At 60.5% G+C, this 20,185-nt stretch carries 16 protein-coding genes; 4 read left to right on the top strand and 12 right to left on the bottom strand.

Annotation, left to right across the window (positions count from 1 at the left end; genetic code table 11):
• Positions 1 to 67 precede the first annotated feature (67 nt).
• The 9 genes from recC to rppH all read right to left on the bottom strand — a co-directional run bounded on the left by recC (position 68) and on the right by rppH (position 10,193).
• A complete protein-coding gene (gene recC / locus ACOWVD_RS20960) occupies positions 68 to 3,439 on the bottom strand; it encodes an exodeoxyribonuclease V subunit gamma (RefSeq protein WP_421105767.1) in 3,372 nt (1,123 codons plus the stop codon).
• A gap of 31 nt (positions 3,440 to 3,470) precedes the next feature.
• Complete coding sequence (locus ACOWVD_RS20955; RefSeq protein WP_152903395.1) at positions 3,471 to 3,827, bottom strand: prepilin-type N-terminal cleavage/methylation domain-containing protein; 357 nt, start codon at positions 3,825 to 3,827, stop codon at positions 3,471 to 3,473.
• Positions 3,817 to 4,263, bottom strand: coding sequence for a YgdB family protein (locus ACOWVD_RS20950; protein WP_049240052.1), 447 nt, complete (start codon positions 4,261 to 4,263; stop codon positions 3,817 to 3,819). Before ACOWVD_RS20950 ends, ACOWVD_RS20955 begins: the two co-directional genes overlap by 11 nt.
• Positions 4,260 to 4,838, bottom strand: coding sequence for a prepilin peptidase-dependent protein (locus tag ACOWVD_RS20945; protein WP_049240053.1), 579 nt, complete (start codon positions 4,836 to 4,838; stop codon positions 4,260 to 4,262). Before ACOWVD_RS20945 ends, ACOWVD_RS20950 begins: the two co-directional genes overlap by 4 nt.
• Entirely contained in the window at positions 4,832 to 5,335 is a 504-nt protein-coding gene (locus ACOWVD_RS20940) for a prepilin peptidase-dependent protein (protein ID WP_049240054.1), read from the bottom strand. The genes ACOWVD_RS20945 and ACOWVD_RS20940 overlap by 7 nt, the downstream gene beginning before the upstream one ends.
• 174 nt (positions 5,336 to 5,509) lie before the next feature.
• Positions 5,510 to 6,304 carry a thymidylate synthase gene (gene thyA / locus ACOWVD_RS20935; protein WP_016929918.1) on the bottom strand — a complete coding sequence of 265 codons (795 nt, stop codon included), beginning with the start codon at positions 6,302 to 6,304 and terminating at the stop codon, positions 5,510 to 5,512.
• A 7-nt stretch (positions 6,305 to 6,311) separates the two neighbouring features.
• Positions 6,312 to 7,184, bottom strand: a complete 873-nt coding sequence (gene lgt, locus ACOWVD_RS20930; protein WP_019455719.1) for a prolipoprotein diacylglyceryl transferase — start codon at positions 7,182 to 7,184, stop codon at positions 6,312 to 6,314.
• Positions 7,185 to 7,406: 222 nt separating this feature from the next.
• Positions 7,407 to 9,653 carry a phosphoenolpyruvate--protein phosphotransferase gene (ptsP, locus tag ACOWVD_RS20925; RefSeq protein ID WP_421105766.1) on the bottom strand — a complete coding sequence of 749 codons (2,247 nt, stop codon included), beginning with the start codon at positions 9,651 to 9,653 and terminating at the stop codon, positions 7,407 to 7,409.
• A 12-nt stretch (positions 9,654 to 9,665) separates the two neighbouring features.
• A complete protein-coding gene (rppH, locus tag ACOWVD_RS20920; protein WP_004931849.1) occupies positions 9,666 to 10,193 on the bottom strand; it encodes an RNA pyrophosphohydrolase in 528 nt (175 codons plus the stop codon).
• A gap of 696 nt (positions 10,194 to 10,889) precedes the next feature.
• On the opposite strand from rppH, the gene mutH reads away from it, so the two are divergent.
• The 4 genes from mutH to ACOWVD_RS20900 all read left to right on the top strand — a co-directional run bounded on the left by mutH (position 10,890) and on the right by ACOWVD_RS20900 (position 14,012).
• The gene (gene mutH, locus ACOWVD_RS20915) at positions 10,890 to 11,576 is read left to right on the top strand and encodes a DNA mismatch repair endonuclease MutH (RefSeq protein WP_004931848.1); all 687 of its coding nucleotides are present in this window, start codon (positions 10,890 to 10,892) and stop codon (positions 11,574 to 11,576) included.
• A gap of 100 nt (positions 11,577 to 11,676) precedes the next feature.
• Complete coding sequence (locus ACOWVD_RS20910) at positions 11,677 to 12,393, top strand: TerC family protein (RefSeq protein ID WP_049240056.1); 717 nt, start codon at positions 11,677 to 11,679, stop codon at positions 12,391 to 12,393.
• A gap of 154 nt (positions 12,394 to 12,547) precedes the next feature.
• Positions 12,548 to 12,766, top strand: a complete 219-nt coding sequence (locus tag ACOWVD_RS20905) for a YgdI/YgdR family lipoprotein (protein WP_004931843.1) — start codon at positions 12,548 to 12,550, stop codon at positions 12,764 to 12,766.
• A gap of 205 nt (positions 12,767 to 12,971) precedes the next feature.
• Positions 12,972 to 14,012: an NADP(H)-dependent aldo-keto reductase gene (locus tag ACOWVD_RS20900; protein WP_421105765.1), complete on the top strand. Its 1,041-nt coding sequence runs from the start codon at positions 12,972 to 12,974 to the stop codon at positions 14,010 to 14,012.
• Between the two features lie 34 nt (positions 14,013 to 14,046).
• Here ACOWVD_RS20900 and lplT read toward each other — a convergent pair whose 3' ends face one another.
• The 3 genes from lplT to ACOWVD_RS20885 form a co-directional block, all read right to left on the bottom strand.
• Positions 14,047 to 15,231, bottom strand: a complete 1,185-nt coding sequence (gene lplT, locus ACOWVD_RS20895) for a lysophospholipid transporter LplT (RefSeq protein ID WP_033632223.1) — start codon at positions 15,229 to 15,231, stop codon at positions 14,047 to 14,049.
• Positions 15,231 to 17,384, bottom strand: coding sequence for a bifunctional acyl-ACP--phospholipid O-acyltransferase/long-chain-fatty-acid--ACP ligase (aas, locus tag ACOWVD_RS20890; protein WP_197753860.1), 2,154 nt, complete (start codon positions 17,382 to 17,384; stop codon positions 15,231 to 15,233). Before aas ends, lplT begins: the two co-directional genes overlap by 1 nt.
• 343 nt (positions 17,385 to 17,727) lie before the next feature.
• The gene (locus ACOWVD_RS20885; protein ID WP_049240059.1) at positions 17,728 to 19,986 is read right to left on the bottom strand and encodes a molybdopterin guanine dinucleotide-containing S/N-oxide reductase; all 2,259 of its coding nucleotides are present in this window, start codon (positions 19,984 to 19,986) and stop codon (positions 17,728 to 17,730) included.
• Between the last annotated feature and the right edge of the window lie 199 nt (positions 19,987 to 20,185).

Raw genomic sequence — 20,185 nt, 5'->3', positions numbered from 1 at the left:
CCCAATGGTTGAATATAACCTTCGTTATTTTTACCACCTCCCGCCGTACAGCACCACCGGGGGATTGTTACCCCAGGTTATGTCGCGCTACCGGCAGCAGATAACGCTCTGTTTCGGCCAGTATTTGCGCTAAGTATTCATTATCCAATTGGCGGAACACTCGCTGCACGTAGGGATCTTCCCCTTCGCCGGGAATGCGCTGATCGCCCTGCCAGGCCAGCAGCAATTTGGCGCGTGCCTTAATTTGCGCTTCTTCCTCCCAGTCGATTTGCTGCGTTTCCGGCTGATAGCACTGACTCAGCCACGCCCAGCCGCTTTTGTTCAGCAACAGCAGCGGCTGACACAGACCGCGCTGATAGCCCGCCAGCAGCTCCGCCAACTGCGCCTGCGCCTCTTCAGGCGCCAGCGCGGCAAAGCGCCAGACGGAGTTTTTGCGGCCGTAGATGCGGCTCTCGCCGGTGCCGCCGGCGCGGCAGTACACCAGGTGCTCCAGCCACAGCAATATGCCGTCCACCGCCGACAGCGTAGCGGGCCGCCAGCGCAACAGCCCGTCATCCTGCACCTGATGCAGCCAGCCGCTGAGACGTACGCCGGCGATATCGATATCCAGCTCCAGGCTATGGCTCTCTGCGCGTTCCGCACGCACCTGCTCGGCCAGTTCGCTCATCTCTTCCTGCTGCTTTTGCCAATAGATCTCGCCGAAGGCGCCATAGGGCAAGCCGCCGGCGGCACGCACCCGCTGGAACAACCGTTCGGGATCGTCGCCGTCGATCAGGGTATTCAGCAGTTGGCTGTTAAACTGGTAGCGGCTGAGGTTATCCAGCGTGAAGGGCTCTTCGTCCGGCAGCTCAGTCTCTTCCAGAATAAAACTGACGCCCAAACGCAATTGGAAAAACGCGCGAATCGGATGGCGGTAAAACCGCAGCAGCTCATCCAACGATATTTGCTGCAGCGCTTCGGCAGGCAGCGGCTGGTTGAACGCCGGATGCGCCGCACCGCGACCATCGGCGGCGGGCAGCCACTCGGCGGCATAGCTTTGCGCCTCCGAGCCCGGCAAGAAATTCTCGGCGGCGAACGGCATGCGCGCATGCCACTTCAGCAAGTGCTCACCAACCCGCCGGGCGCTGTCGTCTGCGCTGAGTTCCTCATCTCCCGGCAGGCAATAGCTTTGCTCCAGGTACTCAAGCAGCTCAGTGACCAGCACCGAAGGGTAGCGCGGGCTGTTGTCCTGAATGGAACGGCCGATGAAGCTGATATATAGCCGCTGCTGAGCGGACAGAATCGCTTCCAGGAACAGATAGCGGTCGTCATCGCGGCGGCTGCGGTCGCCGCGTTTGACCTGCTGCGCCATCAGATCAAAGCCCAGCGGCGGCAGCGTGCGCGGATACACGCCGTCGTTCATGCCCAGCAGACACACCACCTTGAACGGAATGGAACGCATCGGCATCAGCGTGCAGAAGTTGATTTGCCCGGCGAGGAAGCGCTGGCTGATGCGCTCCTGATCGAGGCGCGCCGCCAGATCGTCGCGCAGAATGGTCAACGGCACCTCATTGGGATAGCGCGCCGCCAGGCCAAAATTGATGGCCTGCTGCCACTGCTGTTCGATCAGCGCCAGCACCACTTCGGTGTCGCTGTCCGCTGCGAAGAAGGCATCCAGCAGTTGCCGACACAGCGGCAACCACGCCTCGAGCGGGCGCGCTTCGCTCAAGATTTGCCGCCAGTGGTTGAGCTGCGCCAGCAGGTCTGCCAGTTGCCCCGCCAGTTCGGCGACCAACCCGCTCGATTCGTCGTAAGGCAAAATGCCCTGCCAATCGCCGGCATTGCTGTCCATCGCATAGCCAAGCAGCATGCGCGTAATGCCGAAGCGCCAGGTATGTTGGCCGGTGGCGGGCAGATCCAGTTCGCGCACGTTATCATCGTCCAGGCCCCAGCGCACGCCGGATTCACCGACCCAATGACGCAGCAGGCGCAGCCCCTCTTCGCCAATGGCGAAACGGGCGGCCAGGGCCGGCACCTCCAGCAGCGCCAGTACCTGTTCCGAGGTAAAGCGGCTTTGCGGCAGATCGAGCAGTGAAATGAACGCCTGCAGCGCCGGATGCGCCTGGCGCGCTTTACGGTCGGAAATGGCAAACGGCAGGTAGCGCTCGGCGGGGGCATTGCCGAACACCGCCTGAATGTAAGGCGTGTAGCTGTCGATATCCGCCACCATCACGATGATGTCGCGCGGCGTCAACGACGGATCCTGCGCCAGCATGCTCAGCAACCGATCGTGCAAAACCTCCACTTCCCGCTGCGGGCTGTGACAGGCGTGCAGGCTGAGGGAGCGGTCGTTCTCATCAAGCGGACGTTTGCTGAAGCTGCTTTCCAGCGTTTCCGCGGTAATACCGATTACCGCATGGTCTTCCAGTTCCAGCATATCGCGCTGAACGGCGTGCAGCATGGTATCGGCCGGGATATCGACAAAGGCGTCGACCTCTTGCGCCCCTTCCATCTGCGACAGCAGGTAAAGGTGATCGCGCCCCAGCTTGCCCCAGGAGGCCAGCAGCGGGTTGCTGAGTTGCTGCTGCCCTTCGGCGTCAAACAGGCGCGCCGCGTCATCCGGCTCGCGGAACAGCCCTTGCTCGCGAGCCTGGTGGTAGTGACGACGCTTGCGGCTCTGCAAGCGGGCCAGAAAGGCGTAATCCTGAATATCACCCCAATAGTAGCGACAGGGGTTGGTGAACATCAGGTGGATGTCGATATGCCGCCCCAGCGCCTGCAGTGCTTCCAGGTAGATCGGCGGCAATGCCGAGATACCGCAGATAAACACCCGCGGCGGCAAACCGGGCGGGCATGTTTTTGCCTGCTCCAGCGCGTGGATAAAGCGGCTGTACAGATTGGCGCGGTGCCATTCCGGCTGCCCCAGTTCGCGCGTGTATTCCACCAGTCGCGCCCAGAGCGGCGCCTGCCATTGCTGAGCCTCCGCCAGACCGTCGATGCGCTCGCCGCGCTGCCAGCTCTCCAGCCACTGCGGGCGATAAACCAAATATTGGTCGAACAGGTCGGCGACCCGGCCGGCCAACTGGTGGATTTTGCGCTTGTCGCCATCATCGGTCAGATAGTGCTGCAGTGGCGCAAACGCCGGCTGAGTCAGCATCTCCGGCAACAACCACATCAGCTTCCAGGTCATGGCATCTTTGCTGAAGGCGCTCTCTTTCGGAATATCCGGCAACACCCGGGTGAACATGTCCCAAATGAAGGTCGCCGGCAGCGGAAACGCGACATTGGCTGCGATACCGAACTGTTCCGCCAGCTGCATCTGCAGCCATTGCGCCATGCCGGGGCTTTGCACCAGCACCACCTCCTGTTGAAAAGGATCGGTCAACGGATCTCTGGCTATCAGCGCGCTGGTCAGCGTTTTCAACAAATCCAGCTGATTGGAATGATAAACCGTGAACATGATGACTCCTTTAAAACAAAAGACATACGGCTCAAAAACGGGCGCAATACCAGCGGCTCAGCGTTGCCCACTGCCGCTGCGGCGTTTGGATCCTGACCACCAATCGGCGGCAATCACTCCCCGCATCGTCAAGTGCCGTCTCGCGCCGCCACCCTTCCGGCAGCGGTTCAGCCTCGAGCCGGCCGGTGACGGCGAACGCCTCCAACTGCTGGTGCGCCAGCCCCCAGGCTTGCCGGTAGTGCCACTGGCGCTGGAACGACTGCAACAGCACCTGATGATACTGTAACAAGCCAAGCAGCGACACCGAGAACAGCAAGGCCGCCACCAACACTTCCGGCAGGCTGAAGCCGTTGCGGGATATCCGCGCTGCCCGAGCGTTAGCCGTCACAGTCGGCCAACCTTTTCTCGGGGCAAAAATCCAGCCGACCGCCCGGCTGTGCTTGCAACTTACCAGCAGCCTCCGCGCCGTCAAAGGTGCCCCATTGATACAGCCATACCGGTTCACCGCCGCGCATCTCACCAAGGCCGCGTACCGTCACCACGCCCGCTCTGGCTGACAGCCGAGCGCAAGCCGTCAGTTCCACGCGCTGCCTGCATAACCAGGCCGCTGCACTCAGCTCGGCGCGCGGCCAACGCTGGCTCATGCCCCAACTCAGCGCCGAAGCGGCCTGATTGTAAGCCTGGAGGTAACGCTGCTGATCGGCGGCCAGTAACAGCGCGTTATCCAATTGCCGATGCTGAGCATTGAGCAACATCAGCCCCAGCGCCAACAGCAACATCACCGCCGCCAGGGTGCTACCGCCTCGCTGAGTTCGCCGGTTCATGGCAGCGCCGCCATTTCGACGCTCCCGCTCAGACTACGCCTGATACGCGTATCGCTGGCGGAGCGCCCCGTCAGCGTCAGGCGAGCCAACGCCGCGCCGTGATCGCCCCGCTCTATCGCCACATGAAACCGCTCAATGCGCACTTCGTCCTGATCGAGCAGCCGCTCCCAGCCGCCGCCATCGCATTGGCTCACGCCGCGCTGCCCTTCCAGGCCGCCATTGCGTAGCCGATAACCGAAATAGCCCGCATCCTCACCCGAAGTGAGCCATTGCCCGCTGCGAGCAATGTCGTAGGCAACGATAACGCAGCTGCCCGCCGCCTCTCCCGATGCCTGGCCTATCAGCAGCGGCCGGCCAGCGCACTGTCCGGCGCAAAAACCGGCGCGGCGCAGATCTTTCTCAATGCCGAACGCCAGCTGTCGCAGCGTTGACTCCAGCCGAAAGTGCTGACCGACGGCCACGTTCTGTTGACGTAACAGCGGGTAAGTTTTTGCCGCGCCGAGCGCGATCACGCTGCCGAAGAGCAACGCCAACATCACTTCCGGCAAGGTAAAACCGCGTGCTAAATTCAACATAGCGCAATGCCCCTGACCCACTGCCCTTCGCTGCACAAACGCAGCCGCCCACGGCCGGACAGCACCAGCCGCAGGCTGCCTGCGTCGTTGCTGAGAAGGATGTGCCCCGCCTGCGCAGTATTGCGCAAACCATAAAACCCAATCTCTTTGCCGGAGTAGCCGCTCAGCGCAACGTCACGATAAGGCGGCAAGAAAACGGAGCCTTCGGCGGAAGCGCAATCCGTCGGTGGCACACCGCCGCCCAGACACCAGGGCGTGCCATTCTTGAACCACAGCAGCGTCGTGCGGTTACGCCAGTTGGCGTCCGCCTGCAGTCGCAGCAAAAACGCCAGCAGCTGTTGGGCCGTGTGTTCCAGCCGCAGCGCTTGCTGATGATAGCGCCATTGGCCGACGCCCCAGCCGGAGAGCATGCCGGCTATCAGGATCGCCGCCAATAGCTCAATTAGCGTCATGCCCCGTTGGCGATCATCGATGTTCGAGAGAGTATTGTCGTTCATGCCGCCAGTGTAAGGGCCGTAACAACGCGGTAAAGCCACATGCGCAAGCGCTGCGGCAAGCTGCGCAATGTTTTCTCTACGACGGCAGACCGCGACAAAAAAATGCGGCGCGGTACGCAATGCGGATAAAAAAAGGGGCGCAATCGCTGCGCCCCTGGTGTGATGCGGTTAAGGTTAGATCGCGACCGGCGCCTTGATGGCCGGATGCGGATCGTAACCTTCGATCTCGAAGTCTTCGAAACGGTAATCGAACAGTGAAGCCGGTTTGCGTTTGATCACCAGTTTCGGCAACGGACGCGGTTCACGCGTCAGCTGCAGCTGAGTCTGTTCCATGTGATTGCTGTACAGGTGGGTATCGCCGCCGGTCCAGACGAAATCGCCCACTTCCAGATCGCACTGCTGCGCCATCATGTGCACCAACAGCGCGTAGCTGGCGATGTTGAACGGCAGGCCGAGGAAGACGTCGCAGGAACGCTGGTACAGCTGGCAAGAGAGCTTGCCATCCGCCACGTAGAACTGGAAGAACGCGTGGCACGGCGCCAACGCCATCTGATCCAGCTCGCCGACGTTCCAGGCGGAAACAATGATGCGACGCGAATCCGGATCTTGCTTCAGCTGTTGGAGCACGTTGCTCAGCTGATCGATCTGACGGCCGTCCGCCGCGCCCCAGGCGCGCCACTGTTTGCCGTACACCGGGCCGAGATCGCCGTTTTCATCGGCCCACTCGTCCCAAATGGTGACCTTGTTGTCACGCAGGTAGGCGATGTTGGTATCGCCGTTCAGGAACCATAACAGCTCATGAATGATCGAACGCAGATGACATTTCTTGGTGGTCACCAACGGGAAACCTTCCTGCAAGTTGAAACGCATCTGGTGGCCGAAAATCGACAATGTGCCAGTGCCGGTACGGTCGGCTTTAGGGGTGCCCTCGGCGAGCACCTTGTTCATCAAATCCAGATACTGTTTCATTTGTCCCTCACGACACTTGTTGCTGCGGGCGACGACGGTACGCCCAAATCATCATAATAACACCGGCCACCACCATTGGGATGGACAGGATCTGCCCCATGCTGATCACGCCGTCGAACAGGCCGAGCTGAGCATCCGGCTGGCGGAACGCTTCAACGATGATGCGGAATGCGCCATACCCGATCAGGAACAGGCCGGATACGGCGCCCATCGGCCGCGGCTTGCGAATAAACAGGTTCAGAATGATAAACAGCACCACGCCTTCCAGCAGCAGTTCATACAGCTGCGACGGGTGGCGCGGCAGCACGCCGTACTGATTCAGCAGCGGCAACAGAGAGGGATCGGCGGCGGCGAGGGCCACGTCTTCGCTGCGCGAACTTGGGAACAACATCGCCCAAGGGGTATCGGTGGTGACGCGGCCCCACAGTTCGCCGTTGATAAAGTTGCCGAGGCGGCCGGCGCCCAGGCCGAATGGGATCAATGGCGCGATAAAATCGGAAACCTGGAAGAAGGTGCGTTTGGTGCGGCGAGCGAACCAGAACATCACCAGAATCACCCCCATCAAGCCGCCGTGGAACGACATGCCGCCATCCCAGACCTTGAACAGATAGAGCGGGTTATCCAGGAACAGCGGCAGGTTGTAGAACAGCACATAGCCTACGCGGCCGCCGACGAATACGCCCAGGAAGCCGGCGTAGAGCAGGTTTTCCACTTCGTCTTTGGTCCAGCCGCTGCCCGGCTTGTTGGCGCGACGCACCGCCAGCCACATGGCAAAAACGAAGCCGACCAGGTACATCAGGCCGTACCAATGCAGAGAAACCGGGCCAATGGAGAAAATGACCGGATCAAATTTAGGAAACGCCAGATAGCTATTGCTCATCTATCACCACAACATGTCTGTTATTTTTCCCCATGCGGGGGCGGCAGGTGCCAAGCGGCGACGGAGATTATCCCGCGCCTTGCAAGCGACAGCATTGGCCGCTGCGGTCTGCAAGGCGACGAGCATGCGCCGCGCTGAGGTTGCGCATCATAACATAGGCTTAGCGCGGTCCGGTCCGGCAGGGTGGGAAAAGTTCTGTAAAAAAATCACACCGCGCGGCGGTTAGCGGCCCCCGCGGATCAGCCCCCCCATGCCGCGCCGCTCCATAAACGCCGCCACCAAATGGCGCACTTCGGTGGTCATCTGGGTGTTCAACACCCGGTGAGCCAGCATTTCGGCGTCGGCCAGGTCGATATGTCGCAGCAGGTATTTGATGCGCGCCACGCTGCGGCCATTCATGCTCAGATTGCGATAGCCCATTCCTACCAACAACAGCGCGCCCATGGGATCGCCGGCCAACTCACCGCAGAGGCTAAGCTGCAGCCCGGCCGCGTTCCCCTGCTCGGCGATCAAGTGCAGCACCTGCAACATCGCGGGATGCAAACTGTCATACAGCGCGGCAACCCGAGTGTTGTTGCGATCCACCGCCAGCAGGTACTGGGTCAAGTCGTTGGTGCCGACCGAGATGAAATCAACGCGCCCTGCCAAATGCGGGATCAGGAAAATCATCGATGGCACTTCCAGCATCACGCCGATTTTAGGTTTCGGGATCGCGTAGCCGAGCACCTCTTCCACCTCGCGCCCGGCTCGGTCAATCAGGCGTTTAGCTTCGTCGACCTCTTCAAGGCTGGTGATCATCGGCAGCAAAATACCCAGGTTGCCGGTGCCGGCATTGGCGCGCAGCATGGCGCGCACCTGAATCAAAAAGATCTCCGGCTGATCCAGAGTGATGCGGATGCCGCGCCACCCCAGGCAAGGGTTCTCTTCGCTGATCGGCATATAGGGCAGTTGCTTGTCGGCGCCGATATCCAGGGTGCGCAGCGTCACCGGCTTGCTCGGATAAAGCTGCAGCATGCCTTGATACTGCGCGACCTGTTCTTCTTCGGACGGGAAACCGCTTTGCAACATGAACGGGATTTCGGTGCGGTACAACCCCACGCCATCCACTCGGCCGCCCAACAGCTGTTCATGTTCCGGGCTGAGGCCGGCGTTCAGCATCACCTGGATACGCTCGCCGCTTTTCAACTGCGCCGGCTGCTCGACGTCGTCTTCCGCCAGCTTGCTCAGCTCCAGCTCTTCGCTGATCAGCCGTTGATATTCCTGCACCAACACCGGCTCAGGATCGACCAACAGTTCACCGCGATAACCGTCGACGATCAGCAACCGCTGGCTGAGCAGAGAAGGTTGGATGTCGGCGCCCATCACCGTCGGCACGCCCATCGCACGCACCAAAATCGCCGCATGCGAGTTGGCGGCGCCGTCGCGCACCACCACGCCGACCAGGCGATCCTGCGGCACTTCAGCCAGCAATGTCGCGGTCAGCTCATCCGCCACCAGCACAAAACGCGCCGGCCACTGGGTGGCGCCCTGGGTGGTGTCGTCGAGGTGGAACAGCAGGCGTTGGCCCAGCGCGCGCAGGTCGCTGCCGCGCTCGCGCATATAGGTGTCCTGCAGTTTGGCGAACTGTTCGGCAAAGGCTTCTATCACCTGTTTCACCGCCCACTCCGCCACCGAGCCGTTGTCGATTTCGGCGAACAGTTCGCGCTTGAGGCGGGCGTCGTTTAACAGGTGAGAATAAAGATCGAAGATCGCCGCGCTCTCTTTTTGCGAGCTGGCGGCAAAACGCTTGCTGAAGCGGCGAAACTCCGCGCCGGCCTCTTCCAGCGCCAGCGTCAGGCGCTCGCGCTCGCTGGCGGTGTCCAGCGTCGACGCGCGGTAAACCTGATCGAGCGAAGGTTGGCTACTGTCCAGCCACCCTTCCGCCACCGCCACGCCGGGCGAGGCCGCCAGCGCGCGCACGCGCGTTTGGCGATACTGGCCGAAAATGGCGTTGAGCTGCGACTGTGACAGGATCCCGGCCATCTGCGTGGCCAGGGTGACCATGAAAGACTCTTCGCTTTCATCGAACTGGCGCAGCTCGCGCTGCTGCACCACCAGCACCCCCAGCAGCTGGCGCCGATGAATGATCGGCACCCCGAGGAAGGATCGGAAACGATCCTCTTTCACCTGCGGAACGTATTTAAAACTGGGGTGGCTTTGGGCATCGGCCAGGTTGATAGGCTCGGCTCGGCGGCCGACCAACCCGACGACGCCCTCGTCAAACGCCAATGCGATAGTGCGCCCACGCGGCTTTTTCAGCCCGCGCGTGGCCATCAGGTAGTAACAGCGGCGATCGTTGTCCGCCAGGTAGATGGAACACACTTCGGTGTCCATCGCCAGACAGGTTTCATTGACCAGCAGATCCAGCGCATCCGTCAGACTGGCCGCCGCGGCCACCTTCTCTACAATTTCTCGCAAGCGCGTGAGCATAGTCGGCTTAACTTAACCTCTCTTTCGGCGATAAGCGGGGGCCTGCCGCGGCGCCGCCTGCTCTTGCATCGGCATCACGGTCACGGCGAATTCTTTCATCACCCGGCGGTAGACGTCGCGTTTGAACGACACCACCTGGCGCACCGGATACCAGAAGCTCACCCAGCGCCAACCGTCGAACTCCGGCGTGCTGCTGCGCTGCATATTGATATCAGCGTCATTGCACAGTAGCTGCAACAAAAACCATTTTTGCTTTTGGCCGATACAAACCGGCTTTGTGTCCCAACGCACCAAACGTTTCGGCAATTTATAGCGCAACCAGTTGCGGGTCGAAGCCAGGATGCGCACATCCTTTTTACTCAGCCCCACTTCTTCGAACAGCTCACGGTACATCGCCTGCTCCGCAGTTTCGCCAGGGTTAATCCCACCTTGGGGAAACTGCCAGGAGTGCTGACCGTAACGGCGGGCCCATAAGACCTGCCCCTGACGATTACAGATTACGATACCAACATTCGGGCGGTAGCCATCATCATCGATCACCGGACTACCTCGATAAGCTTAAATTCGCATAGATGTCCTGATTGTTTCACACAAGCTACAGGCGGTAAACCACTGCTTTACGGCGCTGCGGGCCGGATAACATTGGGATAACTCACAGATATAGGCAAAGTTATAAACATACCCCAGCCTTTCAGACCAGTTTTATTCACTTTTTCTGTGGATAGGTGTGTGCAGAACTCGAGGGATAAGCCGGTAAAACTCTAGCCCCCTAAAATCCCCCCTCATACCTAAAAACAAATATTAAACTTAAAAACATATAGTTAACCAATATCTCACAGTGACGCATAGGGCAAAAATGTGATCTATGCACGGTAAGGATCTTACCCTGGCGAAAGATCCACCAACGCCGTTTTTATCCACAGATTATCCGGGCAAGTTACGCACAAAACGGACAAATTCGTAAAAATCCGCCTGAGTCAAGGCTGTAAATTGAACCAGTGATCGGTAAAAATTTGGGTTATCCCATAAATCTGTGGATAAATAGGTGTAAGATCCTGTTTATTGTCGGTGGCTTCAGGTGAACAAGCCCCGCAAGTGCATTGTCGCCCGCGTAAGGAAAGAAAAAAAGTCATGTAAAATCATGCTACTATTATTCTTTTCCCCAGGCGATAGCGGTTATCGCTCGCCGTGTATAATTGCAGTACGTTTTTCAACCAAATTCGACAGGCTTGATTTATGGCATTTTTATCCCCTTTGCCGCCCCCGCCGGAAAATGAACGGCAGCTGTTCGAGCGCGCTCAGGCGCTGGCCGGCTTCAGCTTTGGCGAACTGGCCGCCCGTGCGCAATTGCCGATCCCCAAGGATCTGAAACGCGATAAAGGCTGGGTGGGCATGCTGCTGGAGCTGTATCTCGGCGCCATGGCCGGCAGCAAACCGGAACAGGATTTTCCTGAGCTGGGCATTGAGCTGAAAACCATTCCTGTCGACGCCGCCGGCAAACCGCTGGAGACCACTTTCGTCTGCGTCGCCCCGCTCACCGGCAACAGCGGCGTCACCTGGGCCAGCAGCCACGTTCGCCACAAGCTGGCGCGCGTGTTGTGGATACCGGTAGAAGGCGAACGGCAAATCCCGCTGGCGCAGCGCCGCGTCGGTTCGCCGCTGCTATGGAGCCCAAGCCTTGCTGAAGAAGAGATGCTGCGCCGCGATTGGGAAGAGCTGATGGATCTGATTGTGCTCGGTCACGTAGAACGCATCACCGCACGCCACGGCGAAGTGCTGCAACTGCGCCCCAAAGCGGCCAACAACAAGGCGCTCACCGAAGCCATCGGCGAACAGGGGCAACCTATCATGACGCTGCCGCGCGGTTTCTATCTGAAAAAGGGTTTTACCGGCGCGCTGCTGGCAAGACATTTCTCAATCTAAGCGATTTCGTTTAACTCTGGTTTAGCTAAACCTGTCAGCGCCACGATAAACGCGTATAATTCACGCTTTGCATTTATTAAGTATTAAGGTGTGTCGGGCAATGTTCGAATGGATTATGGATCCCAATGCCTGGTTAGCGTTAGGTACGCTAACCATTCTTGAGATCGTACTGGGTATTGATAACATCATTTTTCTGTCGCTGGTGGTGGCGAAGCTGCCCAAAGCGCAACAGAACAAAGCTCGCCGAATGGGCTTGGCCGCCGCCATGCTGATGCGCCTGGCGCTGCTGGCCTCCATCGCCTGGGTGATCCGCTTGACGCACCCGCTGTTCACCGTGCTGGATCACGCCATTTCCGCCCGCGATCTGATCCTGCTGCTGGGGGGACTGTTCCTGATCTGGAAAGCCAGCAAAGAGATCCACGAAACCATCGAAGGGTCGGAAGAAGAGCACCACACCAAGGTGCACAGCTTCTTCGGCGCGATCGTACAGATCATGCTGTTGGATATCATCTTCAGTCTGGATTCGGTGATTACCGCCGTGGGCCTTTCCGATCACCTGTTCATCATGATGGCGGCGGTGGTGATCGCCGTCGGTGTGATGATGTTCGCCGCACGGCCGATCGGCGAATTCGTCAACCGCCATCCGTCGGTGAAAATGCTGGCGCTGGCGTTCCTGATCCTGGTGGGCTTCACGCTGATGCTGGAAAGTTTCCAGGTGCACGTGCCGAAAGGCTACATCTACTTCGCCATGTTCTTCTCCATGTCGGTAGAAGCGCTCAATCTGATGCGCAGCAAAAAAAATCACGCGCCGGAATAACGCGATACGGAAGCCGCCATCGGCGGCTTCCATCGCTTCGTTGACCTCTCATTTCACTTCTTCTTATCAGATAAAGACTTATCTGAGACGCCCCCGGCCAAGAGTTTGCTAATCTTGAAAGAACATTGTTTTTGCATAATCGAGGATCCGCAGGATGAAAAAGTGGGTAATGGCAGTGTCTGCGCTGGTGATGGCGGCCGGTTTGGCGGGATGTTCCAGCGACTACGTCATGGCGACCAAAGACGGCAACATGATCCTGACGCAAGGCAAGCCAGAGATCGACGAAGACACCGGACTCATCAGTTATAAAGACGAGAAAGGCAACCACCGCCAGATCAACGGCGATCAGGTTTCCCAGGTTATCGAACGCTAATCACCGCTCGCCGGCTATCGCCCGTTCAAGCGCGATAGCCCTCATTCGTCTCCGCACTGAATCCGCTTCCCCCATCTTCACCGCTTGGTTATAGTCAGGAAAGGCGACATCGCCGCCCGACGGACTTTGCGCCGTCTTCTGAATTGGGCTCCTGTTTCACCGGGCCGCGCGGCCCGTCAGCGCTAACAAGAAAGGAAGGCCGTTAATGCAATACCACCGTATTCCCCACAGTTCTTTAGAAGTGAGCGTGCTGGGACTGGGCACCATGACCTTTGGCGAACAGAACAGCGAAGCCGACGCCCATGCGCAACTGGACTATGCATTGGCCGCAGGCGTGAACCTGATAGATACCGCCGAACTATACCCGGTGCCGCCTCGTCCGGAAACCCAGGGCCTGACCGAGAGCTATATCGGCAGTTGGATCAAGGCGCGCGGCAATCGCGAAAAAATCGTCCTGGCCAGCAAAGTTTCGGGCCCGGTGCGCGGCACCGACAGCAGCATCCGTCCGCAGCAGGCGCTGGATCGCAAAAACATCCGCGCTGCGCTCGACGCCAGCCTCAAGCGGCTGAACACCGATTATCTCGATCTTTATCAATTGCACTGGCCGCAGCGCGCTACCAACTGCTTTGGCAAACTCAACTATCAATACACCGAGGACAAAGCTACGGTCACGCTGTTGGAAACGCTGGAAGCGCTGACCGAGCAGGTGCGCGCCGGCAAGATCCGCTATATCGGGGTTTCCAATGAAACGCCTTGGGGCGTGATGCGCTACCTGCAGCTGGCGGAGAAACATGAGCTGCCGCGCATCGTGTCGATTCAAAACCCGTACAGCCTGCTGAACCGCAGCTTTGAGATTGGCCTGGCCGAGATCAGCCAGCACGAAGGGGTGGAACTGCTGGCCTATTCCAGCCTGGCGTTCGGCACCCTGAGCGGTAAATACCTCAACGGCGCAAAACCGGCCGGCGCGCGCAATACGCTGTTCACACGTTTCAACCGTTATTCAGGGCAGCAAACCCAGTTGGCGATCGCCGAATACGTGACGCTGGCCAAAAAACACGGGCTGGATCCTTCGCAGATGGCCTTGGCCTTCGTGCGTCAGCAGCCGTTCGTCGCCAGCACTCTGCTGGGCGCCACCTCGGTGGAGCAGTTGAAAATCAACCTCGACAGCCTCGACGTGATTCTGGATGAGGACGTGCTGCAGGCGCTCGAAGAAATCCACACCCGGTTTACCATTCCGGCGCCTTAATCCCCCTGAGGGCGCAGCCAGGCTGCGCCCCGTTTCACCGCCGCTGCGACCACCACAACGCGCTAATCGCCAGCGCAAACACCACGCCAAACCCTACGCCGACGCCCACCACCGGCACGCCCAGCTTCACGACCAAAGAATACAGGCCCAGCATCAGCAACATGGCGGCGTTTTCACCCAGGTTTTGCACCGCGATCGCATTGCCGGCGCCGACCGAATGTTTGCCCCGCTCCTGCAGCAACGCATTGAGCGGCACCACGAAGAAGCCCCCCAGCATGCCGATGATCGCCAGCAAGACGTAGGCATTGAGCATGGTCGTTTGCAACGCAAACACCGCGACCGCGACGCCGATAAGGATCCCGGCCGGCATGCAGCGCTTCACCGTCTTCAGCGTGACGAAGCGCGCGGCGGCGCCGGCGCCCACCACGATGCCGACGGCCACCATGGCGTTCAGCAGCGTCGGCGTGGCGTTATCGGCGATGCCAAGCGCCACCGGCACCCACAGCACCAACAGAAAACGCAGCGTCACGCCGGCCCCCCAAAACAGGCTGGTGCCAATCAATGAGAAACGCGTCTGCCCATCGCGCCATAATGTGACGCAGGCGGTAAAGAAACTGTGCGTCATGGCCCGCGGCCGCCATGAAGCCCCTGGGCGCGCCGCCGCCAGACGTGGAATATACAGGTTGGCGACCACCGCCCCCGCGTAAACCAACGCGCAGGCCGCCAGCGCCGCGACCACGTGCCAGTCCGCCAGAATACCGCCGGCCACCGAACCGGTCAGAATGGCGGCGATGGTCGAGGCCTCCATCAGGCCGTTAGCCTTGACCAGCTTCTCGCCGCTGGTGATCTCGCCCAGAATGCCGTATTTGGCCGGAGAATACGCGGCGGCTCCCACGCCGACCAGGCTGTAACCCAGAAACGGGTTCCCCCCAAAACAGATCACCAACGCCCCCGCCAGCTTCAGCGCGTTGGCGAACATCATCACCCGCCCTTTGGCGAAGCTGTCGGCCACCTGGCCGACAAACGGCGCCAGGATGATGTAGGTGGCGACGAAGGCCATCTGCAGGATCGGCTGGCTCCAGTCCGGATACAGCTGCTGCTTGATCAGCGCCAGCGTGGCGAACAGCAACGCATTGTCGCCGAACGCCGAGAGGAACTGCGCGCTGATCACCGCGATCATGCCGCGTGACAACAAAGGGGATTCGGTCGAAGGATTCATCAGGCACTCTCCGGCTGTTCGGCCATATGACGCAGGGTGACGAAATCAGGTTTGCCGCTGCCGAGCACCGGCAGCGTTTTCAACAGGCGAATATCGCGCGGCACCGCCAGCTCCGGGCTGCCCAGCTCGCGCGCCACCCGCAGCAATGCCTCGCGGGTAATGGCGGGATCGGTGGTGAACAGCACCAGCGCCTCGCCTTTGCTGCTGTCGCTTTTGACCGTGGCGGCATGCAGTTTTTCCGGCGACAGCCGTTGCGCCAGCAGTTCGACGCTCTCCAGCGACACCATCTCGCCCGCCAGCTTGGCGAAGCGCTTCACGCGCCCGCGAATGGTGCAGTAACCCTGCTCATCCAGGCTGACGATATCGCCGGTATCATACCAACCCGGCTGCAGCACACCGTTCGCATCTTCCGCCGCCGGCGGTTCCAGCTCACCGGGACGTTCAACCCGCAGATAGCCTTTCATGATATTCGGCCCCTTCAGCTGCAGGCGGCCGCCGTTATCGATGCCCGGCACCGCGATCAAGCGCGCCTCCATCTGCGGCATGATGCGGCCAACGGTGCCCACCTTGGTCGCCAGCGGCACGTTGATCGACACCACCGGCGCGCACTCGGTCACGCCATAGCCTTCCAGAATGCGGATGCCGTATTTATCCTGATAGATCTGTTTGGTGCTGTCCGCCAGTTTCTCCGCGCCGGCCACGACATAGCGCAGGCGGGCAAAATCATACGGATGCGCGAAGCGCGCATAGTTGTTGAGGAAGGTCGCCGTGCCGAACAGCACCGTGCAGTTACGGTCATACACCAACTCCGGCACCACGCGATAGTGCAGCGGGCTGGGGTAGAGGAAAATGCGGCTGCCGGTGAGAAGCGGCGTCAGCAGCCCCACCGTCAGGCCGAACGAGTGGAATAATGGCAGCGATGACATGAAACGGTCGCGCGGCGTGAAATCGGCGATGGTGCGAATTTGTTCTACGTTGGCCAGCAGGCTGGCATGCGAGTGCACCACGCCCTTGGGGTGGCCTTCGGAGCCGGACGTGAACAAGATCAGCGCCGCATCCTCCGGGCGTTGCGGCAACGCCGCGCGCTGCGGTTGCAGCAAGTGCCGCAGGATCCACAGCTTGTCCGCCAGCGTGACGGTGTCTTTCAGATCCTCCAGATACACCCAGTTGGCCTGCGTCACCTGCTCCGGCAGATGGGTCAGCTTGCCCTTCTCCAGGAACTGGCGCGAGGTGACGATGGTCTTGATGCCGGCGGCGGTCATCGCGCTGTTCAGGCCGTTGGCGCCGGCGGTGTAGTTGAGCATCGCCGGAATGCGGTTGCGCAGCGAAGCGCCGAAGATCGCCGCCGCGGTGATGGTGGCGTTGGGCAACAGCAGCCCGACGTGCTCCCCTTCGGCGGTAAAGCGCTGCAGAATGCGGCTGACGCCCAGCGATTTCTTGATCAGCGTTTGGTAGCTGTCCTCTTTGAAAGCGATGTCTTCGATGCAGGGCTTGCGCCGCCCATAGCGCTGCTGCGCCGCCAGCAAGGCATGGAACAGCGTCTGCGGTTCGCGCGTCTCCATGCGCGCCCGCATCATGATCTGCATCAGCCGATCGCCCGCCAGCGCCCGCCGCTCGCGCGCACGCGGAGCCTCCGGCATCGGCAGCGTGGTCGGCGGCAAGATGCGGATGCTGATTTGCGGAAACCAGCGGATCTTGAACACCCCGGCCATGCGGCCGAACGGGCTGAATTCGGGGCCGTCGATCCGCACCGGCACCACGGTGGCGCCCGATTTGGCGGCGATAAACGCCGCGCCGTCGTAGATTTTCATCAGCGCGCCGGTTACGGTGATGCGCCCTTCAGGGAACACCACGATCGGCCGCCCCTGTTCGACCATGCGCACCAGCTGCTTGATGGCCATCGGCTTGGTGGGATCGAGCGAGACGAAATCGATGTAAGGCCGCAGCCAGCGCATAAACCAGCTCTCGCCGATGCTGGCATAGACCGCAAACACCGGTTTTATCGGCAGGAACAGCGCCAGCAGTACGCCGTCGAGGAAAGAGACGTGGTTCGGCGTAATCAGCAGTTTTTGCCGTTCGAAGTGCTGGACGTCCCCTTCGACCCGTACCCGAAACAACAGGCGAAACAGCGCGCGCAGCAGTGAAAAGATCATGCCCTTCTCCCTTGGCCATGGAGGCGTAAATCGTTGTAGGGAAAAGAATACTATATGGCAGGCAAAAAAAAACCTACGCATCCGCGTAGGTTGGTGCAATTGAAAATGGCTTCAACATACAGAGTATGCTGATTTCTCACCAATCAATACCTCTGGGATCACCTACTCTAGAGAGATGGCGTGCAGGAAACTACCGCCGAATCGCAAGAGTTCTGCTCCAAATGCAACCAGCTGTAAATTTCCCGCGATCTGCTGTAATAACTCAATGAAACTTAAACCTTCCCACAGCGACGAAAATAAATATAACAACGACGAGCCAGTGACCCAGACGTGAAATCTTCACTCATCGCGCGCTGACCTCGACCAGGCAGCTCATGGCGTTCGGCCCCTGCGTCAGCGGCGAGGTGCCGATATCCAGCGTCAGCACGTTCGGGTTGCCCGCCTGCTCGACCGGCCGGCGCTGCGCGTCGAAACCCGGCTCGAACCAGGCACCGGTCGCCATCAACACCACGCCGCGCGTCACACCATCGGTGAGCAATACCCCCGCCAGACAGCTGCCGCGCGCATTGCTGACCAGCACTTCGGCGCCGTCCGCCACGCCGCGCGGCGCCGCATCGTCCGGATGCATATACAGGGTTTCGCGCCCGGCGGTCTTGTTGCCCTGCGCCAGCGGCGCCGGATCCATCTGGCTATGCAGGCGATCGCTCGGCTGAATGGAGATCAGGTGCAGCGGCCAGTTTTTGGCCTGCGGCGCACCCAGCCACTCCACCGGCGGCCGCCACTGCGGATGCGGAGCGAAATCTTCGTAGCGATAGCCGGCGATCCGCTCGCTGAACAATTCGATCTTGCCGCTGGGCGTTTGCAGCGGGTTAACCTGGGGATCGGCGCGGAATGCGTCAAAAAATACAAACTCTTTGGCCGGCGCGGGCAGCTCGACATAGCCCCGTTGCCAGAACGCCTCAAACTCGGGCCAGGCGACGCCGGCGCGCTGCTGCGCCGCGCCGCATTGCCGGTAGATAGCTTCGATCCAGGCCCGCTCATCGCGGTTTTCGGTAAAGCGCTCGCGATAACCGAGACGCTCCGCCAGATCGGCGAAGATATCGAAATCGTTGCGCGCCTGATGCTGCGGCGCAATGGCCTGGTGCATCGCCAGCACGTAGCGATCGCGCGACGAGCCGCCGATGTCGTTGCGCTCCAGCGAACTGGTGACCGGCAGCACGATATCCGCCATTTTGGCCGCCGCCGTCCACCAGATATCTTGGACGATCACCGTATCCGGCTTCTGCCAACCTTCCACCAGTCGGTTCAACTGCTGATGGTGATGGAACGGGTTGCCGCCGGCCCAGTGCACCAGATGGATATCCGGATAATGCCGCGTCTCGCCGCAAAATTGATAGGCTTCGCCGGGGTGCAGCAGCATGTCGCAGATGCGCGCCACCGGGATCGCCAGCCCGGCCGGGTTATCCCCTACCGGCATGGTCGGCGCGGGGGTATCCACGCGCGGGTTGCCGACGCCGTTCATTGAGCCGTGGCCGAACGAAAAACCGCCGCCCGGCAGCCCCACCTGACCCAGCATCGACGACAGCGCGATCATCATCCAGTACGGTTGCTCGCCACGATGCGCGCGCTGCACGGAGTAGGAACAGGTGATAAAACTGCGCACGCCGATCAGCTGCCGCGCCAGCAACGCTATGCGCGCCGTCGGAATGCCGGTGATGGCGCTGGCCCAAGCCGGCGTTTTCGCCACGCCGTCGCTCACGCCGTTCAGGTAATCCGCCAACTGTTGATAACCCACGCAGTGGCTGTGCAGGAAGGCTTCATCCTGCGCGCCCAGCCGCTGGATTTCGTAAGCCAGCGCCAGCATCAGCGCCACGTCGGTATTCGGCCGGATCGGGATCCATTCCGCATTGACGAACTCGGGGCAATCATCGCGCATCGGGCTGATGTTGACCACCGGCGTGCCCTTGCGCGCCAGCTTTTGCAGCCAGGGCTTGAGCGCATGTTCCGCCGCGCCGCCGGAAGAGACCTGAGCGTTTTTCAGCGCCAACCCACCAAACGCCACAAACAGCTCGCAATGCTCCACCACGCTCGGCCAACTGGTGACGCGCCCGGTCAACGGCGAGAAAGTGCCGATCACATACGGCAGAAAGAACTGCGCTGCGCCCCAGCTGTAGTTGCCCTGCTGATCGACCCCGCCGCCGCCGCTGAAATAGAATCGCCGCACCAGCGAGCGGGCATGGTGCAGCCGCCCGGCCGACGACCAGCCATAAGAGCCGGTAAACAACCCGGAGGCGCCGTAGCGCTCGCGCACCCGGCGATTCTCCTGCGCCACCAAATCGAGCGCCAATTCCCAGTCCACCTCGACGAAATCTTCCCTGCCGCGCAGCGTACGGTCGCTGCCCTCGCGCTTTTGCAGCCACGAGCGGCGCACCGCCGGCTTGCGAATGCGTTTGTCGGAGTAAACCATCGGCGCGATGGAATCGAGCAGCGGCGAAGGGTCGGGATCGTCGACGAAGGGTTCACAACGGATAAGCCGGCCGTCTTCAACCACGGCGGTATAAGCGCCCCAATGGGCGAGCTGCGGATAGCGTTTAATGGACATGGCGTTCTCGGCGCAAATCGGAATGCACAGACGTTACCTCAAGCCCACCGCCGGTGCCAACGTACAAATTGCGCTATCGTTCGGTAGCAGTTGGTTATGCGTACAGACTCGAAGAGATTCTGCAACCGCCGCCACAAGTTGCGCACGAGACCGCTTGCAGCCCCGGTTTTTTTCCGCAAAACTGGGGGATGTAAGCGAT

Origin of the sequence: Serratia sp. SA088 (assembly GCF_049065515.1) — a bacterium.
GTDB lineage: Bacteria > Pseudomonadota > Gammaproteobacteria > Enterobacterales > Enterobacteriaceae > Serratia > Serratia nematodiphila.
This window is presented reverse-complemented; position numbering and strand designations above follow the sequence as displayed.